At 69.8% G+C, this 22,900-nt stretch carries 25 protein-coding genes; 15 read left to right on the top strand and 10 right to left on the bottom strand.

Annotated features, from left to right (window positions below; translation table 11 throughout):
* The first annotated feature begins 174 nt into the window (after positions 1-174).
* The 4 genes from sp36 (at position 175) to FNM00_RS06810 (ending at position 2,535) form a co-directional block, all read left to right on the top strand.
* Positions 175-330 carry a Sp36 family protein gene (sp36, locus tag FNM00_RS06825; RefSeq protein ID WP_087623594.1) on the top strand — a complete coding sequence of 52 codons (156 nt, stop codon included), beginning with the start codon at positions 175-177 and terminating at the stop codon, positions 328-330.
* A 1-nt stretch (position 331) separates the two neighbouring features.
* A complete protein-coding gene (locus FNM00_RS06820; RefSeq protein WP_143912700.1) occupies positions 332-790 on the top strand; it encodes a RidA family protein in 459 nt (152 codons plus the stop codon).
* Complete coding sequence (locus FNM00_RS06815) at positions 790-1,602, top strand: NUDIX hydrolase (RefSeq protein ID WP_143912699.1); 813 nt, start codon at positions 790-792, stop codon at positions 1,600-1,602. The genes FNM00_RS06820 and FNM00_RS06815 overlap by 1 nt, the downstream gene beginning before the upstream one ends.
* A 156-nt stretch (positions 1,603-1,758) precedes the next feature.
* The gene (locus FNM00_RS06810) at positions 1,759-2,535 is read left to right on the top strand and encodes an MBL fold metallo-hydrolase (RefSeq protein WP_185973024.1); all 777 of its coding nucleotides are present in this window, start codon (positions 1,759-1,761) and stop codon (positions 2,533-2,535) included.
* 156 nt (positions 2,536-2,691) lie between these two features.
* Here the strand turns inward: FNM00_RS06810 and FNM00_RS06805 are convergent, their stop codons facing one another.
* On the bottom strand, positions 2,692-3,369 hold the full coding sequence (locus FNM00_RS06805; protein WP_087623590.1) for a Crp/Fnr family transcriptional regulator: 678 nt from the start codon (positions 3,367-3,369) through the stop codon (positions 2,692-2,694).
* A gap of 179 nt (positions 3,370-3,548) precedes the next feature.
* On the opposite strand from FNM00_RS06805, the gene nth reads away from it, so the two are divergent.
* The 4 genes from nth to FNM00_RS06785 are packed head-to-tail and all read left to right on the top strand — an operon-like array spanning position 3,549 to position 6,945.
* The gene (nth, locus tag FNM00_RS06800; protein WP_246065104.1) at positions 3,549-4,271 is read left to right on the top strand and encodes an endonuclease III; all 723 of its coding nucleotides are present in this window, start codon (positions 3,549-3,551) and stop codon (positions 4,269-4,271) included.
* A complete protein-coding gene (locus tag FNM00_RS06795; RefSeq protein WP_143912697.1) occupies positions 4,268-4,912 on the top strand; it encodes an NUDIX hydrolase in 645 nt (214 codons plus the stop codon). The genes nth and FNM00_RS06795 overlap by 4 nt, the downstream gene beginning before the upstream one ends.
* A 39-nt stretch (positions 4,913-4,951) precedes the next feature.
* Positions 4,952-6,115: a MarP family serine protease gene (locus tag FNM00_RS06790; protein WP_143912696.1), complete on the top strand. Its 1,164-nt coding sequence runs from the start codon at positions 4,952-4,954 to the stop codon at positions 6,113-6,115.
* On the top strand, positions 6,112-6,945 hold the full coding sequence (locus FNM00_RS06785) for a hypothetical protein (RefSeq protein WP_143912695.1): 834 nt from the start codon (positions 6,112-6,114) through the stop codon (positions 6,943-6,945). The genes FNM00_RS06790 and FNM00_RS06785 overlap by 4 nt, the downstream gene beginning before the upstream one ends.
* 76 nt (positions 6,946-7,021) lie before the next feature.
* Here FNM00_RS06785 and FNM00_RS06780 read toward each other — a convergent pair whose 3' ends face one another.
* The 6 genes from FNM00_RS06780 to FNM00_RS06755 all read right to left on the bottom strand — a co-directional run bounded on the left by FNM00_RS06780 (position 7,022) and on the right by FNM00_RS06755 (position 13,812).
* Entirely contained in the window at positions 7,022-7,423 is a 402-nt protein-coding gene (locus FNM00_RS06780) for a phage holin family protein (RefSeq protein ID WP_143912694.1), read from the bottom strand.
* 251 nt (positions 7,424-7,674) lie between these two features.
* Positions 7,675-9,669: an acetate--CoA ligase gene (gene acs / locus FNM00_RS06775; protein ID WP_221933623.1), complete on the bottom strand. Its 1,995-nt coding sequence runs from the start codon at positions 9,667-9,669 to the stop codon at positions 7,675-7,677.
* 76 nt (positions 9,670-9,745) lie between these two features.
* Complete coding sequence (locus FNM00_RS06770; protein WP_221933642.1) at positions 9,746-11,395, bottom strand: solute symporter family protein; 1,650 nt, start codon at positions 11,393-11,395, stop codon at positions 9,746-9,748.
* The gene (locus FNM00_RS06765) at positions 11,395-11,733 is read right to left on the bottom strand and encodes a DUF485 domain-containing protein (RefSeq protein ID WP_143912691.1); all 339 of its coding nucleotides are present in this window, start codon (positions 11,731-11,733) and stop codon (positions 11,395-11,397) included. Before FNM00_RS06765 ends, FNM00_RS06770 begins: the two co-directional genes overlap by 1 nt.
* Positions 11,734-11,992: 259 nt before the next feature.
* Positions 11,993-12,946: a LysR family transcriptional regulator gene (locus FNM00_RS06760; RefSeq protein ID WP_143912690.1), complete on the bottom strand. Its 954-nt coding sequence runs from the start codon at positions 12,944-12,946 to the stop codon at positions 11,993-11,995.
* Positions 12,943-13,812 (bottom strand): LysR family transcriptional regulator, encoded by an 870-nt coding sequence (locus tag FNM00_RS06755; RefSeq protein ID WP_143912689.1) that lies wholly within the window; start codon positions 13,810-13,812, stop codon positions 12,943-12,945. The genes FNM00_RS06760 and FNM00_RS06755 overlap by 4 nt, the downstream gene beginning before the upstream one ends.
* A gap of 96 nt (positions 13,813-13,908) precedes the next feature.
* Here FNM00_RS06755 and FNM00_RS06750 point away from each other — a divergent pair, with 96 nt between their 5' ends.
* The 7 genes from FNM00_RS06750 to FNM00_RS06725 are packed head-to-tail and all read left to right on the top strand — an operon-like array spanning position 13,909 to position 20,042.
* Positions 13,909-15,012: a nitronate monooxygenase gene (locus tag FNM00_RS06750; RefSeq protein WP_143912688.1), complete on the top strand. Its 1,104-nt coding sequence runs from the start codon at positions 13,909-13,911 to the stop codon at positions 15,010-15,012.
* A gap of 26 nt (positions 15,013-15,038) precedes the next feature.
* On the top strand, positions 15,039-16,034 hold the full coding sequence (locus FNM00_RS06745) for a Bug family tripartite tricarboxylate transporter substrate binding protein (RefSeq protein ID WP_143912687.1): 996 nt from the start codon (positions 15,039-15,041) through the stop codon (positions 16,032-16,034).
* On the top strand, positions 16,034-16,537 hold the full coding sequence (locus FNM00_RS06740; RefSeq protein WP_143912686.1) for a tripartite tricarboxylate transporter TctB family protein: 504 nt from the start codon (positions 16,034-16,036) through the stop codon (positions 16,535-16,537). The genes FNM00_RS06745 and FNM00_RS06740 overlap by 1 nt, the downstream gene beginning before the upstream one ends.
* The gene (locus tag FNM00_RS06735; RefSeq protein WP_143912685.1) at positions 16,537-18,054 is read left to right on the top strand and encodes a tripartite tricarboxylate transporter permease; all 1,518 of its coding nucleotides are present in this window, start codon (positions 16,537-16,539) and stop codon (positions 18,052-18,054) included. The genes FNM00_RS06740 and FNM00_RS06735 overlap by 1 nt, the downstream gene beginning before the upstream one ends.
* Positions 18,051-18,872 (top strand): CoA transferase, encoded by an 822-nt coding sequence (locus tag FNM00_RS19195; RefSeq protein WP_425456801.1) that lies wholly within the window; start codon positions 18,051-18,053, stop codon positions 18,870-18,872. The genes FNM00_RS06735 and FNM00_RS19195 overlap by 4 nt, the downstream gene beginning before the upstream one ends.
* A complete protein-coding gene (locus FNM00_RS18990) occupies positions 18,793-19,311 on the top strand; it encodes a CoA transferase (RefSeq protein ID WP_425456800.1) in 519 nt (172 codons plus the stop codon). The genes FNM00_RS19195 and FNM00_RS18990 overlap by 80 nt, the downstream gene beginning before the upstream one ends.
* Positions 19,308-20,042 (top strand): SDR family NAD(P)-dependent oxidoreductase, encoded by a 735-nt coding sequence (locus FNM00_RS06725; protein ID WP_185973022.1) that lies wholly within the window; start codon positions 19,308-19,310, stop codon positions 20,040-20,042. The genes FNM00_RS18990 and FNM00_RS06725 overlap by 4 nt, the downstream gene beginning before the upstream one ends.
* Positions 20,043-20,180: 138 nt before the next feature.
* Here FNM00_RS06725 and FNM00_RS06720 read toward each other — a convergent pair whose 3' ends face one another.
* From FNM00_RS06720 to FNM00_RS06710, 3 genes are read right to left on the bottom strand one after another with little or no spacing between them, the layout of a single operon-like run.
* A complete protein-coding gene (locus tag FNM00_RS06720; protein WP_143912683.1) occupies positions 20,181-21,683 on the bottom strand; it encodes a sodium/solute symporter in 1,503 nt (500 codons plus the stop codon).
* Positions 21,680-22,066: a DUF485 domain-containing protein gene (locus tag FNM00_RS06715; RefSeq protein ID WP_143912682.1), complete on the bottom strand. Its 387-nt coding sequence runs from the start codon at positions 22,064-22,066 to the stop codon at positions 21,680-21,682. The genes FNM00_RS06720 and FNM00_RS06715 overlap by 4 nt, the downstream gene beginning before the upstream one ends.
* The gene (locus tag FNM00_RS06710) at positions 22,063-22,794 is read right to left on the bottom strand and encodes a LytR/AlgR family response regulator transcription factor (protein WP_246065102.1); all 732 of its coding nucleotides are present in this window, start codon (positions 22,792-22,794) and stop codon (positions 22,063-22,065) included. Before FNM00_RS06710 ends, FNM00_RS06715 begins: the two co-directional genes overlap by 4 nt.
* Positions 22,795-22,900: the final 106 nt, after the last annotated feature.

Below are 22,900 nucleotides of genomic sequence, written 5' to 3'. Positions count from 1 at the left end.
CGGTTGGCGGCGACCTACGCACCTCTCCTCAGCTTGGGCGGTGGGTTACGCACGTCTCCACCCATCCGAGAGGTGCGTGACCCACCGCTCCCTTGCCGGCGCGCGCACGTCCCGTCCGACGACAGCCGCCGAAACCGCGGGCCGCGCCAGGTCTCGATCATCTAGAGTCGGCACATGACCAAGTGGGAATACCTGACCGCGCCGGTGCTCGTGCACGCCACGAAGCAGATCCTCGACAATTTCGGCCAGGACGGATGGGAGCTCGTTCAGATCGTGCCGGGACCCAATCCTGAGAACCTCGTCGCCTATTTCAAGCGCCCGGTGGCCTGACGTGGCCGCGGTTGAGCAGCGCCTGGCCGAGCTGGGCCTGACGGTGCCCGCCGTCGCGGCGCCGGTGGCCGACTATGTCCCGGCGCTCCGCACGGGTGCCTACGTGTACACCTCGGGCCAGCTGCCCTTCGTGGACGGCGAGCTCGCCGTGACGGGCACGGTCGGCGCGGGCGTCTCACTCGACGAGGCCGCCTCGGCCGCCCGTCAGTGCGCGCTGAACGCCATCGCCGCGGTGGCATCGCAGGTCGATCTCGATGAGGTCGTGCGTGTCGTCAAGGTCGTGGTGTTCGTGGCGAGCGACCCGGCTTTCACCGATCAGCCGAAGGTCGCCAACGGTGCCAGCGAGCTGATCGGCCAGGCCTTCGGCGAGGCCGGCCGCCACGTCCGCAGCGCCGTCGGGGTCGCGGCGCTGCCGCTGGGCTCCCCGGTCGAGATCGAGATCGTGGTCGAGGTGGGCTGATGCTGATCCCGCTGCCGGAGCGTCTGCGCGAGCACGTCGCAAGGGCGGCATCGCCCGTCCCGGCGAAGGATGCTGCCACGATCGCCGTGGTGCGCGACGGAGCGGAGGGGATCGAGGCCTTCCTCATGCGGCGCCAGTCGTCGATGGCCTTCGCGGCGGGCATGTACGTGTTCCCCGGCGGCGGTGTCCACGACGATGACTTCGGGTCGGTCGACTGGGTGGGACCCACGCCCGAGGAGTTCGGCGAGCGGCTCGGCTGCGCGCGGGATCTGGCCCATGCGCTCGTGGTCGCGGCCGTGCGCGAGACCTTCGAGGAGACCGGTGTCCTGCTGGCGGGCCCCGATGCCGACACGGTGTTCGGGGACACGACGATCCCGGAGATGACCCGGGCCCGCGAGGACCTGGAGGAGCACCGGCTCGGCTTCGCGGAGTTCCTGCGGCGCGACCGCCTCGTGCTGCGGGCCGATCTGCTGGGAGTCTGGGCACACTGGATCACCCCCGCCTTCGAGTCGCGTCGTTACGACACCCGTTTCTTCGTGGCGGCGCTGCCCGAGGGCCAGCGGATCGACAGCGTCAGCCGGGAGGCCGACCGCTCCCTGTGGGCGCCGCTGACGCGGGTGCTCGAACGCGTCGACGCGGGTGGCGCGGCGATGATGCCGCCGACCGTGACCACCTGCCGCGAGCTCGCGGAGCACCGCGCCGATGAGATCCTCACCGCGTCCACGAAGCGGATGGTCACGCCGATCGAGCCGCGTATCGTCGAGGTCGACGGGGAGCTGTACTTGCAGACCGACAGTCAGGAGCACCTGTGAGTGAGCGGAGCGAGCGAACGATGGGGTTTCTCATGCCGGGGCCTGCCTATCGTTGTTCTTTCTGGCAGGTGGCGGCATGAGTGAGCGGAGCGAGCGAACGATGGGGTTTCTCATGCCGGGGCCTGCCTATCGTTGTTCTTTCTGGCAGGTGGCGGCATGAGTGAGCGGAGTGAGCGAACGATGGTGACCGCGCGGGCCTCGGTCGTGCGAGCCGACAATCCGGGCATCATGACCCTGGACGGCACCAATACGTGGATCCTGCGCGAGCCCGGTGCGGAGCGTTCGGTCGTCGTCGACCCGGGTCCGGCCGATGAGCAGCATCTGGCGGCGGTGCTGGAGGCAGCCGGTGAGGTCGGGCTGGTGCTCTACACGCATCATCACGGGGATCACACCGAGGCCTTCGACCGGATGCGGGAGCTGACGGGTGCACCGGCGCGCGCGATCGGCGAGCAGTTCTGCTCCGATGCCGAGCCGATCACCGACATGGAGGTCATCGAGGTCGACGGGCTGCGCATCGAGGCCGTCGCGACTCCCGGCCATACGACGGACTCGCTGTGCCTCGCGCTCCCCGCGGAAGGCTCGCTGCTCAGCGGCGACACGATCCTCGGGCGAGGCACCACCGTGGTGGCGTGGCCCGACGGCGCGCTCGGCCCGTACCTCGACTCTCTCGCCCGCCTGCGCGAGATGACCGAGGAGGGGCTGGTCCGGCGGATCCTGCCTGGGCACGGTGCGGTCATCGAGGATCCCGCCGCGGTGCTGGACTTCTACATCGTGCATCGCCAGGAGCGGCTCGACCAGGTACGTGCGGCGCTCGACGAGGGTGACACCACGGCGCGCGAGGTCGTGGAGCGGGTCTACGCCGACGTGGACCCCGTGCTGTGGCCCGCCGCCGAACGCAGCGTCGAGGCTCAGCTCGCCTACCTGCGCGACTGACCTGCTCTGCCCTGGGCCATCCCTGGGGCGGTGACGTACGCACCCCTCAGCGCCCTGGGCGGTGGGCTGCGCACGTGTCAGCGCTATTGAGAGGTTCGTACGTCACCGCTCGCGAGGTTGAGGGGTGCGTACGTCACCGCTCCCTTGGGGGCAGGATCAGCGGGCGCGCTTCTGGAGGCGCTCGAGATCGAGGATGACGACGCTGCGCGGCTCGAGGCGCACCCAGCCGCGGGAGGCGAAGTCGGCGAGGGCCTTGTTGACCGTCTCGCGGGAGGCGCCGACGAGCTGGGCGAGCTCCTCCTGCGTGAGGTCGTGGTTGACGTGGATGCCGTCCTCGTCCTCGCGACCGAAGCGGTCGGCCAGGTCGAGCAGGGCCTTCGAGACGCGGCCCGGGACATCGGAGAAGACCAGGTCGCCGACGACCTCGTTGGTGCGGCGCAGGCGTCCGGCGAGCTGGTGGAGCAGCGCCTTGGCGACATCCGCGTGATCGTTGAGCACCGGACCGAGAGCATCGTGACCGAGGCTGCGCAGCTCGACATCCGTGACCGCGGTGGCAGTCGCCGAACGCGGACCGGGGTCGAAGAAGGAGAGCTCGCCGAACATCTGACCCGGGCCGAGGATCGCGAGCAGGTTCTCGCGGCCATCGGGCGAGGTGCGCCCGAGCTTGAGCTTGCCATCGACGACGACGTACAGCTTGTCGCCGTCATCGCCCTCATTGAAGAGGATCTCGCCGCGCCTCAGCGACAGCGACTCCATCGAGGACTCCAAGGCGCTCGACGCGGCATCGTCGAGTCCGTTGAACAGGGGCGCTTGGCGCAGTACGTCGTCGGTCACGGTTCTTCCTTCTCGGTCACGGCCCAGTGGGGTCCGTGTCACAGTTTTTCACACTCCACCACATGACGGGGGACGCAACGCCCGCAGTACAGGGGTTGCAGGGGATAACAGCCACGCCGATCCTCACGGGTCCTCGTCTCGGGGGCGCTGCCTCTTCGCGGAACCTCTACGCTATCGGTGTGACCACGACCGACACGGGCCGCCGCGACACCGCGCTGGTGCGCCGCGCCCGCAAAGTCGATCGGGTCCTCGCCGAGACCTATCCCGATGCCCGCCCGGAGCTCGACTTCTCCTCGCCCTTCGAGCTGCTGGTGGTCACGGTGCTGTCGGCACAGACCACCGACCGCCGCGTCAACGCGGTCAGCCCGGCGCTCTTCGCCGCCTGCCCGGACGCCGCAGCGCTCGCCGCAGCCGACCGCACGGAGCTCGAGGAGATCATCCGTCCCACCGGGTTCTTCCGGGCGAAGACCGACAGCCTGCTCGGTCTCGCAGCGGCGCTCGTCGAGCGGTTCGACGGCGAGGTGCCCCCGCGTCTCGACGACCTCGTCACGTTGCCGGGTGTCGGTCGCAAGACGGCCAATGTCGTGCTGGGCAATGCCTTCGGCATCCCCGGGATCACCGTCGACACGCACGTGGCGCGCCTGACCCATCGGCTGGGCTGGCTGGACGAGGCCACCGCGCGGCAGCCGGTCAAGGCCGAACACGCCCTCGGCGCCCTGTTCCCCCGCCGCGACTGGACCGACATGTGCCAGCGGCTGATCTGGCACGGACGGCGCCGGTGCCATGCGCGCACCCCCGCCTGCGGCGCCTGCCCCGTGTCGCGCTGGTGCCCCTCGTACGGCCTCGGACCGACCGACCCGGTCGAGGCCGAGAAGCTCGTGACGACCCAAGGACGCGCATGACCACGACCCTGCCCGGTTGGCTCCAGCCACTGGCCGACCTCGCCGGCTCCGTCGAGGCCGAACAGCTCGCCCCGAGATTCCCGCATCCGCCCGCCGACGCCCGGCCATCGGCGGTGCTCATGCTGTTCGCGGAGAGCCCGCGGGGCCACGAGCTGCTGTTGACCGAGCGGGCGAGCACGCTGCGCAACCACGCGGGGCAGATCTCCTTCCCCGGAGGTCGCGCCGATCCCGGCGATGTCGACCCGCCGGCCACGGCTCTTCGCGAGGCGCAGGAGGAGGTCGGCCTCGACCCGTTGGCCGTGCAGGTCTTCGGCGAGCTGCCGACCTTGTGGATCCCGCCGAGCAATCATGCGGTGACCCCGGTGCTCGGCTACTGGCGCTCCTGGAGCCCGACCTTGCGTCCGGTGAGCCTCGCGGAGGTCGCCGAGGTGCTCTGGACGCCGATTGAGGAGCTGATCGACCCGGAACGGCGCTTCAGCGTCGTGCATCCCTCGGGATGGAAGGGTCCCGCCTTCGACATCGGCACCGAGACCCCGCTGTGGGGATTCACCGCGGGGATCGTCTCGCGGGTGTTCGAGCGGGTCGGCTGGTCGAAGCCCTGGGACGAGTCCCGGGTGCGGCCGCTTCCGGAGATCCGCTGACATGAGCCGGCACCGACCGATCCTCCACGAGGCGGCGGCGTGAACAGCCTCGACCTGATCCTGCTGGCACTCGTGGCGCTCTACGCCGCCTCGGGCTTCGTGCACGGATTCGTCGTCAACCTGATCGAGGGCATCGGACTGGTCGCCGGCGGCGTGATCGGCATCATCGTCGCCCCGCTGATCTTCGGCGGGGGCGATGCCGCGCATCCGCTGCTCTCGTTGCTGCTGGTCGTCGCCTTCCTGCTGCTGGGGCAGTTCCTCGGGCGTCTGGTCGGCCGCGATCTGCGGGTCACCGAGGGGCCATGGCGGTCCGTCGACGCCGTCGCGGGCGCCGCCCTCGGCGTCGTGGCCGTCCTCGGCGCGGCGTGGGCACTCGGGTTCGCCGCGAGCGGAGCCTCGCTGCCGTATCTGAGCCAGGCGGTCCGCACCTCGGTGATCCTCGAGCGCGTCGATCGGGTAATGCCGTCCCAAGCCTCCGATGTGCTGGCGGCCTTCAGCCGGTCGCTGACCGAGGACGTCTTCCCGCGGTACCTCGAGCCCTTCGAACCCGAGGTGATCGCCTCGGTGGAGCCCCCGGACGAGGCGACCCTCGCGCAGCCCGGGGTCAGGTCGGCGGCGGGCAGCGTCGTCAAGATCATCGGCTCGGCCGAATGCGGTCGGGGCATCGAGGGATCGGGCTTCGTCTACGCCGACGGGAGGGTCATGACCAATGCCCACGTCGTCGCGGGGGTCAGTGATCCGGTGGTCCAGATCGGCGGCCGGTCGGTGGATGCCGTACCCGTGCTCTTCGATGCCGAGATGGACATCGCGGTGCTGCGCACACAGCGCCTGGACGTGCCGAATCTTCGATTCGACCTCTCCGGAGAGGCAGGCAGCGAGGCGGCGGTGCTGGGCTATCCGGAGAACGGCCCCTTCGACGCTCGCGCGGCGCGCATCCGCGACCTCACGACGATGCGCGCGCCGGACATCTACGGCCAGGGAGAGCATCCGCGGGACGCCTTCTCCGTGCGCTCGCTCGTGCGTTCGGGCAACTCCGGGGGACCGCTGGTCTCGGCGGCCGGCGAGGTCTATGGCATCGTGTTCGCCGCCTCCATCAGTGACTCGTCGACGGGCTATGCCGTCACCGCCGAACAGGCTGCGGGCAACGCCCGGGCGGGTGCAGAGGCGACCGACCGCGTGTCCACAGGAGGATGTGTCCGATGAGAACCCTGACCTCGGTGATCTGCTGGGTGATCGCCGTGCTGGCCGGGATCGTGGCCCTGCCGGTGACCTGGATCGCCGACAATGTCGCCGAGGAGACCGGTTACGTCGAGCTCGTGCGCGATCTGCGCGATGATCCACGAGTCGTGGAGGCGGTCGCCGACACGGCGGCCTCGCGTGTCGCCGGCGATCTTCCCGAGGCGGTCCGCGATCAGGTGGCCGCTCAGTTGAGCCAGGCACTCGGCGCCCTCGAGGAGGTGCCCGGCTTCGACGAGGCATGGGACGACTCTCAGCGTCGCAGTCATCAGCTCTGGTTCGGCGGCCGGTACATCCCCGAGCAGCTGCAGGTCGATGTCACACCGCTGGTCGACCTCGCGCTGCAGCAGGTGACGACGGCGCTGCCCATCGCGATCGAGTCTCCCGAGGAGGTCCGGGTGCCGGTCGCCACGGCTCCGCCGGGACTCCGCTTCGTGGAGACCACGCCGACCTGGAAGTCGATCACGCTGCTGGCTGCGGGCGCCGCCGCGGTGCTGTGCTTCGTGTTCGCGCGGCATCGTTCGACCGGGCTCGCCTGGATCGGGGTGGGGGCTCTCGTGATCGCGGGCGTGACCTACGTCGGCACGCGGGTCACGGTGCCGGCCGTGCTCGACGGTGCCGCGTCGGGGTCCTCGCAGTTCGGCCAGGTGTTGACCGATGCGGTGGGCGACCGTTTCACCGCCTCACTCGACGGATGGGTCGAGCAGCTCGCGTTGGCGGGCGGCGCGGCGATCGTGCTCGGCCTGGTGTGCCGGGGCATCCTGGCGCTCTGGCGGCGCCGTCGCCGGTCCGCCTGACTCTCCCTCGGCTCGGTCGTGGGTCTCGCCGAGTGGTGCATATCTGCCCGCGAGTGGTGCTGGAGCTGGGGCCGGGTCAGGCGACCTTGCCCTTGAGGGCGGTGGGGATCTGCTTGGTGGTGTCGATCGTCTTCTGCGGGATGGTGACCTTCTTGAAGCGGCGGATGCCGACGAAGGCCAGTAACAGCGCCAGGAGCAGGTAGCCGCCCGTGACGATGAGGAATGCCCACGCGGGGTGGAGTCCGGTCATCGTCAGGAAGAAGCCGATGGTGATCGACGCGAGGATCACCACGAGCAGCAGGATGAACGCGGCGACCGCGAGCAGCGCCGCACCCATCCCGCCGGCGCGGACGCTGACCTTCATCTCCGACTTCGCCAGCTGGATCTCATGCTGGATCAGCGAGGAGAGATCGCGCGTGACATCGGCGACGAGGTGGCCGATGGTGGGTTCCTCCGAGACGGGCTGCTGCTCACTCATAGAGCGAGCCTACCGAGAACAGGCCGTGACGACAGCACAGCACTCCGTCTGCCTCACCGGATCGGTCCCGTTCGGATCGGCACCCCGCCTCGCGGAGCGGTGAGTTACGCACCGGTCCCACGCCAGAGCGGTGGGTTACACACCTGTCCCACGCCAGAGCGGTGGGTAACGCACCTGTCCGAGGTTGCGGGAGGTGCCTCACCCACCGCCCGGCTGGGTGAGGGGTGCGTAACTCACCGCCACCGCGCGGATCAGTCGTCGTCGGAGCCCTTCTTCATGCCGGCGGTGATCTGGTCCATGACCGAGGAGTCCGCGAGCGTGGTGGCGTCGCCGACCTCGCGGTTCTCGGCCACGTCGCGCAGCAGCCGGCGCATGATCTTGCCCGAGCGGGTCTTGGGCAGCTCGGCCACGACCATGATCTGTCGCGGCTTGGCGATCGGCCCGATCTGCGTGCCGACGTGGTTGCGCAACTCCGCGACCGTCTCCTCGCCGCTGTCCACGGCCGACTCCCGCAGGATCACGAAGGCCACGACCGCCTGACCCGTGGTGTCGTCGGTCGCCCCGACCACGGCCGCCTCGGCGACACTCGGGTGCGAGACCAGCGCGGACTCGATCTCGGTGGTAGACAGCCGGTGTCCCGACACGTTCATCACATCGTCGACCCGGCCGAGCAGCCAGATCGCGCCGTCCTCGTCCTTCTTGGCGCCGTCACCGGCGAAGTACACGTCGCTGAAACGCGACCAGTAGGTGTCGATGAAGCGCTGGTCGTCGCCCCAGATCGTCCGGAGCATCGCCGGCCACGGCTCGGTGAGCACGAGATAGCCGCCCTGGCCGTTGCCGACGGGATGGCCGGCATCGTCGACCACCTCGGCGCTGATCCCCGGCAACGGGCCCATCGCGGAGCCCGGCTTGGCGGCGGTGACACCCGGCAGCGGGCTGAGCATGTGAGCACCCGTCTCGGTCTGCCACCAGGTGTCGACGATCGGGGTGCGGCTGCCGCCGATGTTCTCGCGATACCAGACATAGGCCTCGGGATTGATCGACTCACCCACGGTGCCGAGGATGCGCAGGCTCGACAGGTCGAACTCCGCGGGGATCTCGGCACCCCACTTCATGCAGGTGCGGATCGCCGTCGGGGCCGTATAGAAGAGCGTCACGCCGTACTCGGCGACGATCTCCCACCAGCGACCCTTGTGCGGGGTGTCGGGTGTGCCCTCGTAGAGCACCTGCGTGGCACCCTCGGCGGTCGGCCCGTAGACGATGTACGAGTGTCCGGTGACCCAGCCGATATCGGCGGTACACCAGTACACATCGGTGTCGGGCTTGTGATCGAAGACCGCGTGGAAGGTGTACGAGGCCTGGGTCAGATAGCCGCCCGAGGTGTGCAGGATGCCCTTCGGCTTGCCGGTGGTGCCCGAGGTGTACATGACGTACAGCGGGTGCTCGGCGTCGAAGGCCTCGGGCGTGTGCTCGGGTGATGCCGAGTCGACGACCTCGTCCCACCACACGTCGCGGCCCTCGGTCATAGAGGTCTCCTGACCGGTGCGGCGGACGACCAGCACATGCTCCACGATGCCGTCGACCTTGCCGAGCGCCTCGTCGACCGCCGGCTTGAGGCTCGAGGGCTTGCCGCGCCGGTAGCCGCCGTCCGCGGTGATGACGACCTTCGCCTCGCAGTCGGTGATCCGGCTGGAGAGGGCGTCGGAGCTGAAGCCGCCGAACACGACCGTGTGCGGTGCGCCGAGTCGTGCGCAGGCGAGCATCGCGATGACGGCCTCGGGGATCATCGGCAGGTAGATCGCGACGCGGTCCCCGGCGCGCACACCGAGGTCGGTGAGCGCGTTGGCCGCCTTGCTCACCTCGTCCTTCAGATCGGCATAGGTGAGCGTGCGGGTATCGCCGGGCTCTCCCACGAAGTGGAAGGCGACCTTGTCGCCGCGGCCCGCCTCCACGTGGCGGTCCACGCAGTTGTAGGCGACATTGAGCTTGCCGTCGGCGAACCACTTCGCGAAGGGCGGGTTGCTCCAGTCCAGCACCTCGGTGAACGGGGTCTGCCAGTCGAGCCGCTCAGCCTGCGTGCGCCAGAAGCCCAGCCGGTCCGCGGCGGCTTCCTCGTACGCGGCCGCCGTGACGTTCGCGTGCTCGGCGATCGCCGCCGGCGGCTCGAAGACGCGATCTTCGCGGGCGAGGTTGTCGATGCCTGTCTCGGTCACGGGATGTCTCTCCTTGGATGGGTTCCTGTTCATGATTGTGTCGCACACCACGCCGCGGGGCGAGGGGGGCCGGGGAGCGCCCACCCCCGACGGGGCGCTCCCCGGGGTCTCACTTCTCCGCGCCCGCTCCGGTGAGGGAGCGCACCTCCAGCTCGGAGAACCGCTCGACCGAGCCCTTGTCCGAGGAGGTGACGGTGCCCAGCCAGCCGAGGAAGAAGCCGAGCGGGATCGACACGATGCCCGGGTTCTCCAGCGGGAACCAGCTGAAGTCGACGCTCGCAGGGAAGAGCGAGAGGCTGGCGCCCGTGTCTGGATCGACCTTGCCGGAGACGACCGGGCTGAAGAACACCAGGCCGACCGCCGAGATCAGGCCGCCGTAGATGCTCCACAACGCGCCGCGGGTGTTGAAGCGCTTCCAGAACAGGTTGTAGAGCAGGGCCGGGAGATTGGCCGACGCCGCCACCGCGAAGGCGAGGGCCACGAGGAAGGCCACGTTGAGGCTCTGACCGGGGATGGCCAGGGCGATCGCGACACCGCCGATGATGAACGCGGAGATCCGCGCCACCCTGACCTCGTCCTTCTCCGTCGCCTTGCCCTTGCGCCAGACATTGGCGTACAGATCGTGGGCCACCGAGGAGGCGGAGGTCAGGGTGAGCCCGGCGACCACCGCGAGGATCGTCGCGAAGGCGACCGCTGAGATGAGGGCCAGCAGCACGGCGCCGCCCAGGGAACCGGGACCACCGCCGATCGCCTCGGCCAGCAACGGCGAGGCGAGGTTGCCGCCCGAGGCGGCGATCTGGTCCTTCGCATCGCCGGTGACCAGGGCCGCGGCGCCGAAGCCGAGGACGAGGGTCATCAGGTAGAAGGTGCCGATCAGGCCGATCGCCCACAGCACCGAGACACGCGCCTGTTTGGCGGTGGGCACCGTGTAGAAGCGCACGAGGATATGCGGCAGGCCGGCCGTGCCGAGCACGAGCGCGATCCCGAGCGACAGGAAGTCGATCTTGCTGGTGGTCGACACGCCGTACTTCAGGCCGGGCTCGAGGAAGGCCTGCCCCTTGCCGCTGGCCTCGGCGGCCGTGCCGAGCAGATCGGAGAGGTTGAAGCCGAACTTGGCGAGCACCAGGACGCTGATCAGCAGGGTGCCGAACATCAGCAGGACGGCCTTGACGATCTGCACCCAGGTGGTGCCCTTCATGCCGCCGACGACGACATAGAAGATCATCAGCACGCCGACCGACACGATGGTGATGTTCTTGGCGGCCTGCGAGTCCACGCCCAACAGCAGCGAGACGAGGGCACCGGCGCCGACCATCTGAGCCAGCAGATAGAAGATCGAGACCACGACGGTCGAGATCGCCGCGGCCTGGCGGATCGGCCGCTGCCGCATCCGATAGGCGAGCTGGTCGGCCATCGTGAAGCGACCGGAGTTGCGGAGCAGCTCGGCGATCAGCAGCAGGGCGACCAGCCAGGCGACGAGGAAGCCGATGGAGTAGAGGAAGCCGTCGTAGCCGGACAGCGCGATCGCCCCGGAGATGCCGAGGAAGGAGGCGGCCGACATGTAGTCGCCGCCGATCGCGAAGCCGTTCTGCACGCCGGAGAAGGAGCGTCCGCCGGCGTAGTAGTCCGCGGCGGTCTTGGTGTTGCGGCTCGCCCAGAAGGTGATGCCCACGGTGAGCACCACGACCAGGCCGAACAGCGACGCGGTCAGGGCCTGATTCGATTCCTCGCTCGCGGCGAGGAGGGCGTCGGTGGCGATCACTGGCCGACCTCCTGCTCGAAGCCCTCACGCAGGTCGTCCGCCAGCGGGTCCATCTTGCGGGCGGAGTACCGGGCGTACCACCACGCGATGCCGAAGGTGGTGATGAACTGCAGCAGGCCGAAGAGCAGCGCGATGTTGATCGTGCCGAAGACCTGGGTGTTCATGAATCCGGGCATCCAGTTCGATGCGATGACGTAGAACAGGTACCAGACCATGAAGGCCACGGTCATCGGCAGCACGAAGCTGCGGTAGTTGTTCTTGAGCTCGGCGAACTCCGCGGTCGCGTGGATGCGCTCGTAGGCGGCGTGGGTCTCAGGTGAGATCGGTTCGGCCATGGCTCCCCCTTCCGTTGTCGGCTCGGCGCGCGGCGATGGCGCCGTGAGCCGACGCTAGGGCCGTCGCGCGGGGGCGTGCCAGGTCGTTCGCGAGCGGGTCGCCCAAGGGCCGATCGAGGCCGATGTGTGGCGTGGATCACGCGATGAGCGGTGCGCTGGAGACGACGAACGGCACCGTCTCGTGGCGGTACCTCAGCAACCTTTCGTCGCCGGGGGAGGTAGTTGGTCAACCTGATGACGTGACGATGGGGTTGGTGGTCTACCGCTGCCGGTGGGCTGGGCGGACGGGAGGCGGAGCACTGGCCGCACGGAACGGCGGCTCCTGGCACAGCCGCACGAAGGCGGCGGCGGTGGGCGAGAGGTCCTCACCCGGATGGACCAGCCCGGCCCGCCGGTAGAGCGCGGGATCGAAGTGCACGGTCTCGCAGCCGAGCTGACGGGCGACGAGCGCCTGTTGTCCGTGGACGAGGGTCGCACCGATGCCCTCGGCGACGAGGTGGATGAGCGACGGACGGTGGTCAGCGAGCACGGTGATGTGATCGGAGATCCCGCGGAAGGCGCTCTCCAGCAGCGGATAGGCGGTCGACGTCTTGAAGAAGGGTCCGACGACCAGCCCGATGGCGGCGAACTCCGCCGCCGTGATGGGGCGGCCCTCCCGCCCTGTCCCGGGTGGGAGGGCGGCGACGAACTCCTGCCGGTCGAACTCGATCGCGCGTAGGCCGCGAGTCTCCACCGGGAACTCCGTGATGCCGATATCGGCGTGTCGGGTGCGGACGGCGTTGAGCACCTCGGTGACCGAATGGGTGTGCGGCGCGGTGATGTCCACGCGCACGCCGCGGTACCGGGCCCGGTAGGCGCCGACGAGCTGCGCCACCGGTTGGGCCGACATCGTGGACAGCGTGCAGATGGTGAGCCGCCCGGTGAGGGAGTCGGGGTCGGTGGAGGCCACGGAGGAGAACATGCCGAGATCGCGCAGCGCCCGGCGGGCGATCGGCTCGGCCGCACGCCCCGCGACCGTGAGCCGGAAGGGGCGGGCCGAGCGGATGAACAGCTCGGCCCCGACGACCCGTTCCAGCTGCCGCAGCGCCTGCGCAACCGCCGAGGGGGTCTTGCCGAGCCGGTGGGCGGCGGCGGTGAAGCCTCCGTGGTCGACCACTGCCAGGAAGGCCTCGAGGTGGCGGCGTTCGGGAAGCTGGCCGGCGATCGTGCTCATCGGCTCGCCCCCTCCGCCAGGGAGATGAACTCCGCGGCCGCCGCCGTCGGTGTACCCGTCGGCATCGCGATCGCGACGTCCAGCTCGGCGCGCGGGACCAGCTCGCAGACAGTCAGGCCCGGCAGCGATGCGGCCGCGGCAGCATGCCGTGCGGGCACGATGGCTGCCCCCGCGCCGTTGATCACCAGCGGCAGGATCGCCTCGGTGTACTCCACCTCGACCGCGACGGCCTCGTCGACCGCCGCCGACTCCAGATGCCGGGACAGGAAGATCCGCGAGGCGCTGTCGACCGGGGTCGTGACCAGGCCGTGGGCGATGACCTCCTCGAGGGTCGTGGTGCGATCGGCCGGTCCGGGCAGCACGGCGGCGAGCTCCAGCGGAGGCAGCGGCACGGTGGTCGTGGACGGGCCGGCGAGCTCGCCGAACACGATCGCCAGGTCCACGCCGAGGTCGAACAGCTCCCGCTCGGTGAGGTCGCGCTCGGGCACGTCCCTGACCCGCACCGTGACGTCGCTGAAATTCCGGTGGAAGCGGCCGACCAGGGTGGCGGTGGGGTCGATGGCGAGGGTGGAATGGCAGGCGATCTCGAGTGCTCCGCTCTCGATGCGGTCCGCCCGCCGGGCGGCGTCCGCGGCATCGCGCAGGGCTGCGAGCGCGGCACGGGCGGGCACCTCGAACTCCCGGCCGGCCTTCGTCAGACGCACCCCGTGGGGCGAGCGCACGAAGAGCGCGGTCCCGACCCGGCCCTCCAGCGACGCGATGGCCTGCGACAGGGCGGGCTGGGAGACCCCGAGCTCCGTGGCGGCCCCCGAGAACGTGCCGCAGGTGGTCACCGCCAGGAAGAACTCGAGCTGTCGGGTGCGCACGGGCCCTCCTTGGGATATAAGAAGAACTTATCTCTACTGGCACTAGTAACAGATTGAAGCCTAGACGAGTGTGATGGACGCTACTCGGAGCACCCCATCCAAGGAGCCCACGTCCATGCATCCAGCCTCCACACCACGATCTGCGAGCGTCTCGGCGCCCGGATCCCGATCTTCGGTTTCTCCCACTCCCTCGAGGTCGTCGCCGCGGTGACCGCGGCCGGTGGCATCGGGGTGTGGGGAGCGACGCGCAGCACGCCGGAGGAGATCCGCGACGGCCTCGCCTGGCTCGCCGAGCAGGCCGACGGGCGGCCTTTCGGCATCGACCTCGTCCTGCCCCAGGGCATGCCCGAGACCGATGACCGGGCGCAGATGGAGGCCGCGATCCCCGAGGAGCATCGGGCCTTCGTCACCGGCCTGCGCGACAAGTACGGCGTGCCCGATGACGGACTGCCGGGCACCCGCTCGCGGTTCGTGCGGTCCGAGGAGATGGCCGACCGACAGTTCGCCGAGATCCTCGCCTCACCGGTCGCGATCCTGGCGATGGGCGTGGGCTCGCCGCCGGCGAAGGTCACCGAGGCCAAGGAGCACGGCAAGACCGTCATCAGCCTGGTCGGAGCGCCCAAGCACGCCGAGCGCGCGCTCGCCGCGGGGGCGGACATGCTCGTCGCGCAGGGGTACGAGGCGGGTGCCCACACCGGAGACATCGGCACCTTCGCCCTCGTGCCGCAGATCGTCCGGCTCGCCGGTGATGTCCCCGTGGTCGTGGCCGGCGGCGTCGCCGGTGGCGAGCACATCGCAGCCGCACTGGCCCTCGGGGGCGCGGGAGTCTGGATGGGAACCGCCTGGCTGTTCACCCGCGAACACGGGATGGACCCGGTGGTCCGGGCCAAGCTCGAGGCCGCGGGCTCGGCCGACACGATCCGCTCACGGGCCGACAGCGGCAAGACGCTACGTCAGATCAAGACCGCCTGGACCGAGGAGTGGGAGGCCCAAGCCGCGCCCACGCCGTTGAAGATGCCCTTCCAGGACATCCTCGTCGGCGACTTCCTCGGCGCGGTCGAACGCCACCACGTCGAGCCGCTCCTGAAGTCCGAGGCCGGCCAGAGCGTCGCCTACTTCGACCAGCTCACCGATGTCCGCTCGATCATCAACTCGCTGGAGCGCGACGCCACCGCCGCCCTCCAGCGCATCGACCAGTAGTCCCCTCACCGACAGGAATCACCGACATGACCTCATCCCTGCGCCGCGGCCTCGCTCTCGGCTCGGCCCTCGCGATCGGCTCCCTGGCCTTGGCCGCCTGTGCCACGAGCACCGGCGGCTCCGAGAGCGACTATCCGACCAAGTCGATCACGCTGACCATCCCCTACGCGCCGGGCGGCGGCACCGACACCGCCGGCCGGCTGCTCGCCACGGCCCTGGAGCAGGAGCTCGACACCTCCGTCGTGGTGGTCAACAAGGAGGGCGGTGGCGGCGCCATCGGCGTCGGCGAGGTCGCGAAGGCGAAGGCGGACGGTTACTCGATCGGCGTCGCGACCGACTCGAATATCGTCCTGCAGCCGATCATCAACGAAGACCTGCCCTACGGGCCCGATGGCGTGGAGACCTTGGGCGTCGCGCCCTCGCGCTTCGTGATCGTGGCCTCCGCGGACAGCCCGTACCAGTCGCTCGCCGATATCGTCGACGCGGCCAAGCAGAACCCCGGCACGATCCGCATCGCCCACCCGGGCACCGGCGGCTCCAATGACCTCACTGCCCAGGCCTTCGCCCTGGCGGCGGACATCGACATCGTGCCGGTGCCGATCACCGGCGGCGGCGCCGAGATCAACAAGGCCGTCGCCTCCGGGCAGGTCGAGCTCGCGATGACGACCGTGCCGGTCGCCCAGGGATTCGTGGACGCCGGCAAGCTCGTCATCGCCGGCACGATGGGCGACGAGCCCGCCGAGGGCGCCGAGGATGCCGAGACCCTGGCGTCCATCGACGTGCCGACCGATCTCATCCCGAAGGCCCAGCTCGTCATGCTGGCCCCCGCCGGTATCGACGACGAGGTCGCCGACAAGCTCAGCGAGGCGCTGGAGACGGCGACCAAGGGCGACTTCGGCGATCAGATGGCCAAGATCGGCTTCCCGGTCTCCTACCTCGATATCGACGACAGCTCCGCGGCGATGAGCGAGCTGCAGAGCCGGTACGAGCAGATCATGGAGCAGTTCGGCGGGAAGCAGTGATGACGGCCGAACCGCTGGAGACCGCCTCCCCGAGCGCGCCCGAGGGGAGGGGCAACCGAGGACGCATGATCATCTCGGCGGTCACCGTCCTCGGCGGGTTCGGGCTCGTGGCGGCCAGCTGGGGTGTCGAGCGCGGCGACCTCGCCCATCCGGGCCCGGGCCTCTACCCCCTCGTGGTCGGCGTGCTCGCGATCCTCGCCGGAGCGACGGGCCTCGTCGAGGAACGGCGTTCCGCGACGGCCGTCGCGAGTCCCCCGGTCTCCGCCGACCCGAAGCCGTGGATCTTCGTCGCCGCGATGTTGGTCGGCATCATCGCGCTGCCAACCCTCGGCTATCTGATGAGCGCGCTCATCACCGGCACGGCCGTCAGCTGGGCCGCGGGCCAGCGAACCTGGTGGAAGGCCCTGCTCACCGGTGCCGTGCTCGCGGTCGTCTCGTCGCTGATCTTCCGTGACCTGCTCGACGTCTACCTGCCGGCCTCCGTCCTCGATGAGCTGATCTGATGGACATCCTGCAGCAGCTCATCTACGGCTTCGAGGTCGTGCTCACGCCGGAGAACCTCGCCGCCGCGCTCATCGGCTGCCTGGCCGGCACCATCGTGGGCGTCCTGCCCGGGCTCGGCCCGACGGCCGGTGCCGCGGTGCTCCTGCCGCTGACCTTCACCCTCGGCCCCGTAGCGGGGCTCATCATGATCGCCGCGATCTACTACGGCGTGCAATACGGCGGCTCCCTCACCTCCGTGCTGCTGAACATCCCCGGCGAGACCAGCTCGGTGATGACGACGGTCGACGGCTATCAGCTGACCCGACAAGGGCGTGCCGGAGCGGCGCTGTTCATCATGACGATCGGCTCGTTCATCGCCGCCACCGTCGCGGTCATCCTCGTCACCTGGATCGGCCCGCCGGTCGCGGAGTTCGCGATCAACTTCGGTCCGCCGGAGTTCCTCGCCCTCGCGGTCATCGGCCTGATCTTCCTGGTGCGGATCATGGGCGGCAGCCTCGCGAGCGGCCTGATCCCGATGGTGATCGGGCTCGCGCTCGGCACGGTCGCCATGGACGCCGTCTCGGGCACCAATCGCCTCGAGTTCGGCATCCCGGCGCTCGCGCAGGGCATCGACGTCGTCGCGGTGGCGGTCGGCGTGTTCGGCATCGCCGAGGTGATGCGCCTCGTCGCCGACGACGCCCGCCTGCCGACGCCGCAGAAGGTCAGGATGCGCGACCTGCGCCCGACCCGCGAGGACGTGCGCCGCTCCTGGGCGCCGTGGGGACGGGGCACGATCACCGGCTTCATCTTCGGTCTGCTGCCCGGCCCCGGGCCGACGGTCTCGACCTTCGTCGCCTACAAGTTCGAGCGGATCTTCTCCAAGAACCGCGATCAACTGGGCAAGGGCGCGATCGAGGGCATCGCCTCGCCGGAGGCCGCCAACAATGCGGCAGCCACCTCGGGCATGGTGCCGTTGCTGTCGCTGGGCATCCCGTTCACGCCGGTCCTCGCGCTGATGGTGGCCGCGATGATGATCCAGGGCGTCACGCCCGGGCCGTTGCTGTCGGTCCAGCATCCGGAGATCTTCTGGGGCGTCATCGCGTCGATGTACATCGGCAATGTGGTGCTCGTGATCCTGAACCTGCCGCTGATCGGCGTGTGGGTGCGCCTGCTGCAGATCCCGCGCAGCATCCTGATCTCGGTCATCACCGTGGTCTCGATCGTCGGCACCTATGCGCTCAACAGCAGCATGCTCGATGTCATCGTGCTGGTGCTCGCCGGCGTGCTGGGCTATGTGCTCAGTCACTACGGCTACCACATGGCGCCGCTCGCGCTCGGGCTCATCCTCGGCCCCTTCGCGGAACGGTATCTGCGTGAAGGACTGTTCATCAGCCAGGGCGACGTGACGTATTTCGTCACGAGTCCGATCGCCGCGGTCCTGTGGGTGCTGCTGGTCCTCGGACTCGTCGCCCAGGCGGTCTTCTCGATGCGCGCCCGTCGCGCGGGCCGCACGCTCGTGGAGGTGGTGCCCGAATGACGCGCGATGCTGGAACCGGCAGCGGTCCGCTGGCGGGGGTCCGCGTCGTCGACGTCACGCAGTACATCGCCGGCCCGGGGGCGACCTCGGTACTCGCCGATCTGGGCGCTGATGTCGTCAAGGTCGAGCCGCTGCGTGGTGAGGCCACGCGCCACCTCGGGTCCTTCGGTCAGGGCATGTTCCATGCCTACAACCGGCGCAAGCGCTCGCTCGCGGTCGACCTCTCGACGGCTCGCGGCCGAGCGGTGGTGGCCGAGCTGATCGCCGATGCCGATGTCGTCGTGCAGAACCTACGTCCCTCGGCGATGGCGGCGATGGGTTTGGACGCCGCCGGGCTGCGGGAACGCAATCCTCGGTTGATCTATGTGTCGATCAGCGGCTTCGGCGCGGAGGGTCCGGACGCTCGCCGCGCCGGTCTCGACATCGCCGCGCAGGCTGAGAGCGGCATCATGTCGATCACCGGCGAGGCCGCGGGGGAGCCCCAGCGGGTGGGCTTCGCCGTCGTCGACGTCGCCACGGCGCAGGCTGCCGCTCAGGCGATCCTCGCTGCGCTCTACGACCGCGAACGAGGCGGCACCGCGGCCGACATCGAGCTGTCGCTCATCGAGACGGCGGTCAACATCCAGGCCGCCCAATGTGACCGAGTACTTCGTGACGGGGCGCGCCCCGGTCCGCAGCGGCAACGGGCAACCTGGTGCGGCTCCGGCCGCCGACCTGATCCGCACCAAGGACGGCTTCGTGGTGCTCTCGGCCTACACGCCGCCACACTGGGCACGGCTCTGCGAGCTCATCGGCCGACACGACCTGGTCACCGATGAGCGGCTCGCGACGGTGGAGGCCCGGGTCGCGCATCGGTCGCTCCTGCATGAGGTCCTCGACGATGCGTTCTCGGCGATGACGACCGATGAGTGCGTGGAGCGGCTCACCGGCAACGGGCTGGTGGCCGGCGCGGTCCGCGACTACGACGGGATGGTCGGCGACGAGGTGGTCGAGCGGCTCGGCGTCGTGGGCCGGTTCGACCGCGCTCCCACCGGCACGCCGGGCCGTTATATCCGGTTGCCGTACCGCATGTCGACCCTCGAGCCGACTCTCGGCGGGGTCCCTGCGCCGGCCGTCGGCGAGCACACACGGTCGCTGCTGACCGAACTGGGATACGAGCCGGCGGACATCGTGACATTGGTCGACGAGGGTGTGGTCGCCGATCACCCCACTGCCGGCACGGCCGGCACTCGGATCGCGAACGGAGGGGTCGTGTGAGCAGCCCAGAGGGTCAGGTGGCGATCGTCACGGGGGCGAGCCGGGGAATCGGCCGGTCCTGTGCGGAGGTGCTCGCTCGTAGCGGCATGTGCGTCGTGCTGGCGGCGCGCTCCGTCGATGCGGTGGAGCGAATCGCCGAACAGCTGCGTGCGGAAGGCCATGAGGCGGCGGCGGTCGGCTGTGATGTCGACGACCGCGAGGCCTGTGAGCGACTGGTCGCCACCACGATCGAGGCCTTCGGCCGTGTCGACGTGCTGGTCGCCAATGCGGGGGTGGAGACCTCGCGCACCGTGGTGCGCTCCGATCCGGACGCCTGGATCGGCACGATCTGGACCAACACCATCGGCGCATACCTGACGGCTCGCCCGGTCGTGCAGGCGATGAAGGATGCCGGTGGAGGACAGGTCCTGTTCGTCGGATCAGGGGCGGGACATTCCGTCGTGCCCGGTATGTCGGCCTACGGTGCCTCGAAGGCCGCGGTGAGCTACCTGTCGGCGGCGCTCTCACAGGAGGTGTGGCGCTACGGGATCTCCGTCAACGAGCTGGTGCCGGGGCCCGTCGCGACCGAGATGACGAAGGATCTCTTCGAGCCCGGCGAGGCCCCGGAGCATCTGCCGAGCGAGCGCGTCAAGGAGCCCGAGGAGGTGGCGTCCTTCGTGCTCGACCTGTTGCGTCTGGGACCTGCGGGACCGACCGGCCAGATCTTCAGCCTGGCGCGCCGCCCGCTCTGAGCGGATCGTTCACGTGCGGCGCCGGCTGGCGGTACCTGGTCAACCTCATCGAGGCCCGATCAGGTTGATGGTCTACCGCCACGGGAGGGGTGAGGTTGATGGTCTACCGCCACCGCCACCGTCACGGCTCAACGCGGATCAGCTGCGATCGAGGCGGAGGCCTTCGGGGGTGTGCAGGCGCACCATCGTCCGGCTCACATCGGCCGGGACCCGCGAACGCGTCAGGAGGGAGCCGCCGATCATGAGGGCGAAGCCCAGCGGCACCGACCAGGCGGCGGGCTGCGCGAGGAGTGTTCCGAGCCAGCCCCCTGGGGCGATCGTGAGGGTCAGCAGAGGTGCGGCCGTCGCCGCGAGCCCGCCGCCCACGAGCCCGGCGACGGCACCGGGCGCGGTCAGGCCTCGCCACCAGATCCCCAGGACCAGCAGCGGACAGAAGGTCGAGGCGGCCAGGGCGAAGGCGAAAACGACCGAGTTGGCGACCGGGATGGGCTGCGCGAGCAGACCGAGCGCGAGCGGCACCGTCACACATGCCGCGGCGGCCCACCGCAGCGCAGCGACCGCGGAGAGCCTCACGCGCCATGGTCCGCGCCGGCCCAGCCCCTGTCCGACCACGCCGGCCAGTGCCATCGTGACCCCCGACGAGGTTGAGAGGAAGGCGGCGAACGCGCCACCCATCAGCAACGCCGCGAGCGCGTCTCCGCCGACCCCGTCGATCATCCGTCCCGGCAGCTCCAACACCACGGTGTCGGCGTGTCCGGCGTCCACCAGATCGGGCGCGTAGATCCGTCCGAGCACCCCGTACGCGGTCGGCAGCAGGTAGAACATGCCGAGCAGCGCGAGGACCAGCAGCGTGGTGCGGCGCGCCGCGCGGCCGTCGGGATTGGTGTAGAAGCGCACCACCACGTGCGGCAGCCCCATCGTCCCGAGGAAGGTAGCGATGATGACCGCATAGGTCGTATAGAGGCTCTGCGGGGTGACCGCGCCGAGCGGGGCGAACCATTGCTCCGCGGCCACCGGGCTGGGCGAGCCGTCGGCCCGCCACACCAGCGCCAGGAAGGCGAGCGGCACCAGCATCGCCGTGAGCTTGACCCAGTACTGGAAGGCCTGCACGAAGGTGATGCTGCGCATTCCTCCCGAGACGACGTTGACGAGCACCACGACCGCGACGAGTGCCGTGCCGACCCACTGCGGAGCGCCGGTCGTGGCCTGCACGGTCAGCCCGGCCCCCTGGAACTGCGGCATCAGATAGAGCCAGCCGACCCCCACGACCAGCCAGGTCGAGGTCAGCCGGACCCCGCTCGACCCCAGCCGCAGCTGGGCGAAGTCCGGGATCGTGTAGGCCCCCGATCGCCGCAGCGGGGCCGCCACGAAGACGAGCAGCAGGAGATAGCCGGTGGTCCAGCCGATCGGGTACCAGAGCATGTCGGCGCCGAAGGTCAGCACCAGACCGGCGATGCCCAGGAACGATGCGGCCGACAGGTACTCGCCGCTGATCGCCGAGCTGTTCAGGCCCGGCGAGACCGATCGCGAGGCGACATAGAAGTCGCTGGTGGTGCGACTGATCCGCAGGCCGAGGGCGCCGATGGTCACTGTCGCGGCGGTGACCACCACGATCGCGGCGATCGCGGCGCCGGGGCTCACGACTCCTCCTCCGTCGCGGAGGCCTCCACGAGAGCGGCGAAGTCGACCTCGGCGCGCTCGGCGAAGCGGACGTAAAGCCATCCCAGGACGAAGACCGCCGGGTAGACGGCGATGCCGAGCACGATCCACGGCAGGCCGATGCCGCCGACGGTCACCCCCGACAGGTCGCCGAAGACCACGAAGACGACCGGCAGCAGACCGATCGTCAGGGCCACGCTCGCCACGACCGTCAGCGCGGCGCGCAACTGCGATCGGACCAGGCTGCGCACGTACACCTCGCCCACACCAGTCGACTCGTGGATCTCCTGGCGGACCGTGCGTGGCACATGGGTCCGCGCGCTCGTCAGTGGGCTGGTGATCCGCTCCCGCCGAGGCTCGCTCATGGGCTGAACTCGCCGATCATCTCGCGGAGGTCGCGGAGGTGGCGTCGCGAGACCGGTACCGAGGTGGTTCCCTCACCCGACGGCACCACCAGCGAAGCTCCACCACCCTGCGAGCGTGCCTCGATCAGGTGCGCACGGTTGACGACGATGCTGCGATGGACCCGCCGGAACCCGGCCTCGTGCCATTCGTCGGCGAGCGAGGTGAGAGCGGCGCGGATGAGATGGCTCGTGCCGTCGAGAAGATGTAGGCGCACGTAGTCGCCCTGCGCCTCAACGTAGGTGACATGCGACCGGGACACGAAGCGGGTCACCCCGGCGAGCTCCACGGCGATCGTGTCGTCGGCATCGCCTCCGGCATCGCGCTCGGCCGCGGCGCGACGGATGCTCTCACGGAGACGCTCGGGGCGCAGCGGTTTGAGCAGATAGTCCACGGCATGCAGCTCGAAGGCCTCGACGGCGTGCGCGTCGTGGGCGGTGACGAAGATGATCTGCGGCGCCTGCGTGAACCGGCCCAGCAGCCGCGCGATCTCGATGCCGCTCAGCCCCGGCATCGCGATATCGAGGAACACGAGGTCGATGTCGCCGTGCTCAAGCCGGCGCAGGGCCTCGGTGCCCGAGTGCGCCGTGGCGATCGGGCCGGCGATGCGATCATCGCGTTCGAGCAGCCAGACGAGCTCGTCGAGCACCGGTTGCTCGTCGTCGACAACGAGAGTGCGCAGAGCGGTCACTCTCGTGATGGTAGTCACATGAGGTCGTTGTCGCCTCGACCGCGCGGGGACGGCCGACGAAGGATGCGCAGGCGTGGTTCTCCCAGCAGCCACGAAACCACATCTT

The sequence above is a fragment of the Aeromicrobium piscarium genome (assembly GCF_007421815.1).
GTDB lineage: Bacteria > Actinomycetota > Actinomycetes > Propionibacteriales > Nocardioidaceae > Aeromicrobium > Aeromicrobium piscarium.
This window is presented reverse-complemented; position numbering and strand designations above follow the sequence as displayed.

Coding starts and splice junctions, on each gene's coding strand:
- sp36 (WP_087623594.1), top strand. CDS start 175: ATGACCAAGTGGGAATACCTGACCGCGCCGGTGCTCGTGCACGCCACG.
- FNM00_RS06815 (WP_143912699.1), top strand. CDS start 790: ATGCTGATCCCGCTGCCGGAGCGTCTGCGCGAGCACGTCGCAAGGGCG.
- FNM00_RS06810 (WP_185973024.1), top strand. CDS start 1,759: ATGAGTGAGCGGAGTGAGCGAACGATGGTGACCGCGCGGGCCTCGGTC.
- FNM00_RS06795 (WP_143912697.1), top strand. CDS start 4,268: ATGACCACGACCCTGCCCGGTTGGCTCCAGCCACTGGCCGACCTCGCC.
- FNM00_RS06785 (WP_143912695.1), top strand. CDS start 6,112: ATGAGAACCCTGACCTCGGTGATCTGCTGGGTGATCGCCGTGCTGGCC.
- FNM00_RS06780 (WP_143912694.1), bottom strand. CDS start 7,423: ATGAGTGAGCAGCAGCCCGTCTCGGAGGAACCCACCATCGGCCACCTC.
- acs (WP_221933623.1), bottom strand. CDS start 9,669: ATGAACAGGAACCCATCCAAGGAGAGACATCCCGTGACCGAGACAGGC.
- FNM00_RS06765 (WP_143912691.1), bottom strand. CDS start 11,733: ATGGCCGAACCGATCTCACCTGAGACCCACGCCGCCTACGAGCGCATC.
- FNM00_RS06760 (WP_143912690.1), bottom strand. CDS start 12,946: ATGAGCACGATCGCCGGCCAGCTTCCCGAACGCCGCCACCTCGAGGCC.
- FNM00_RS06745 (WP_143912687.1), top strand. CDS start 15,039: ATGACCTCATCCCTGCGCCGCGGCCTCGCTCTCGGCTCGGCCCTCGCG.
- FNM00_RS06740 (WP_143912686.1), top strand. CDS start 16,034: ATGACGGCCGAACCGCTGGAGACCGCCTCCCCGAGCGCGCCCGAGGGG.
- FNM00_RS06735 (WP_143912685.1), top strand. CDS start 16,537: ATGGACATCCTGCAGCAGCTCATCTACGGCTTCGAGGTCGTGCTCACG.
- FNM00_RS19195 (WP_425456801.1), top strand. CDS start 18,051: ATGACGCGCGATGCTGGAACCGGCAGCGGTCCGCTGGCGGGGGTCCGC.
- FNM00_RS06715 (WP_143912682.1), bottom strand. CDS start 22,066: ATGAGCGAGCCTCGGCGGGAGCGGATCACCAGCCCACTGACGAGCGCG.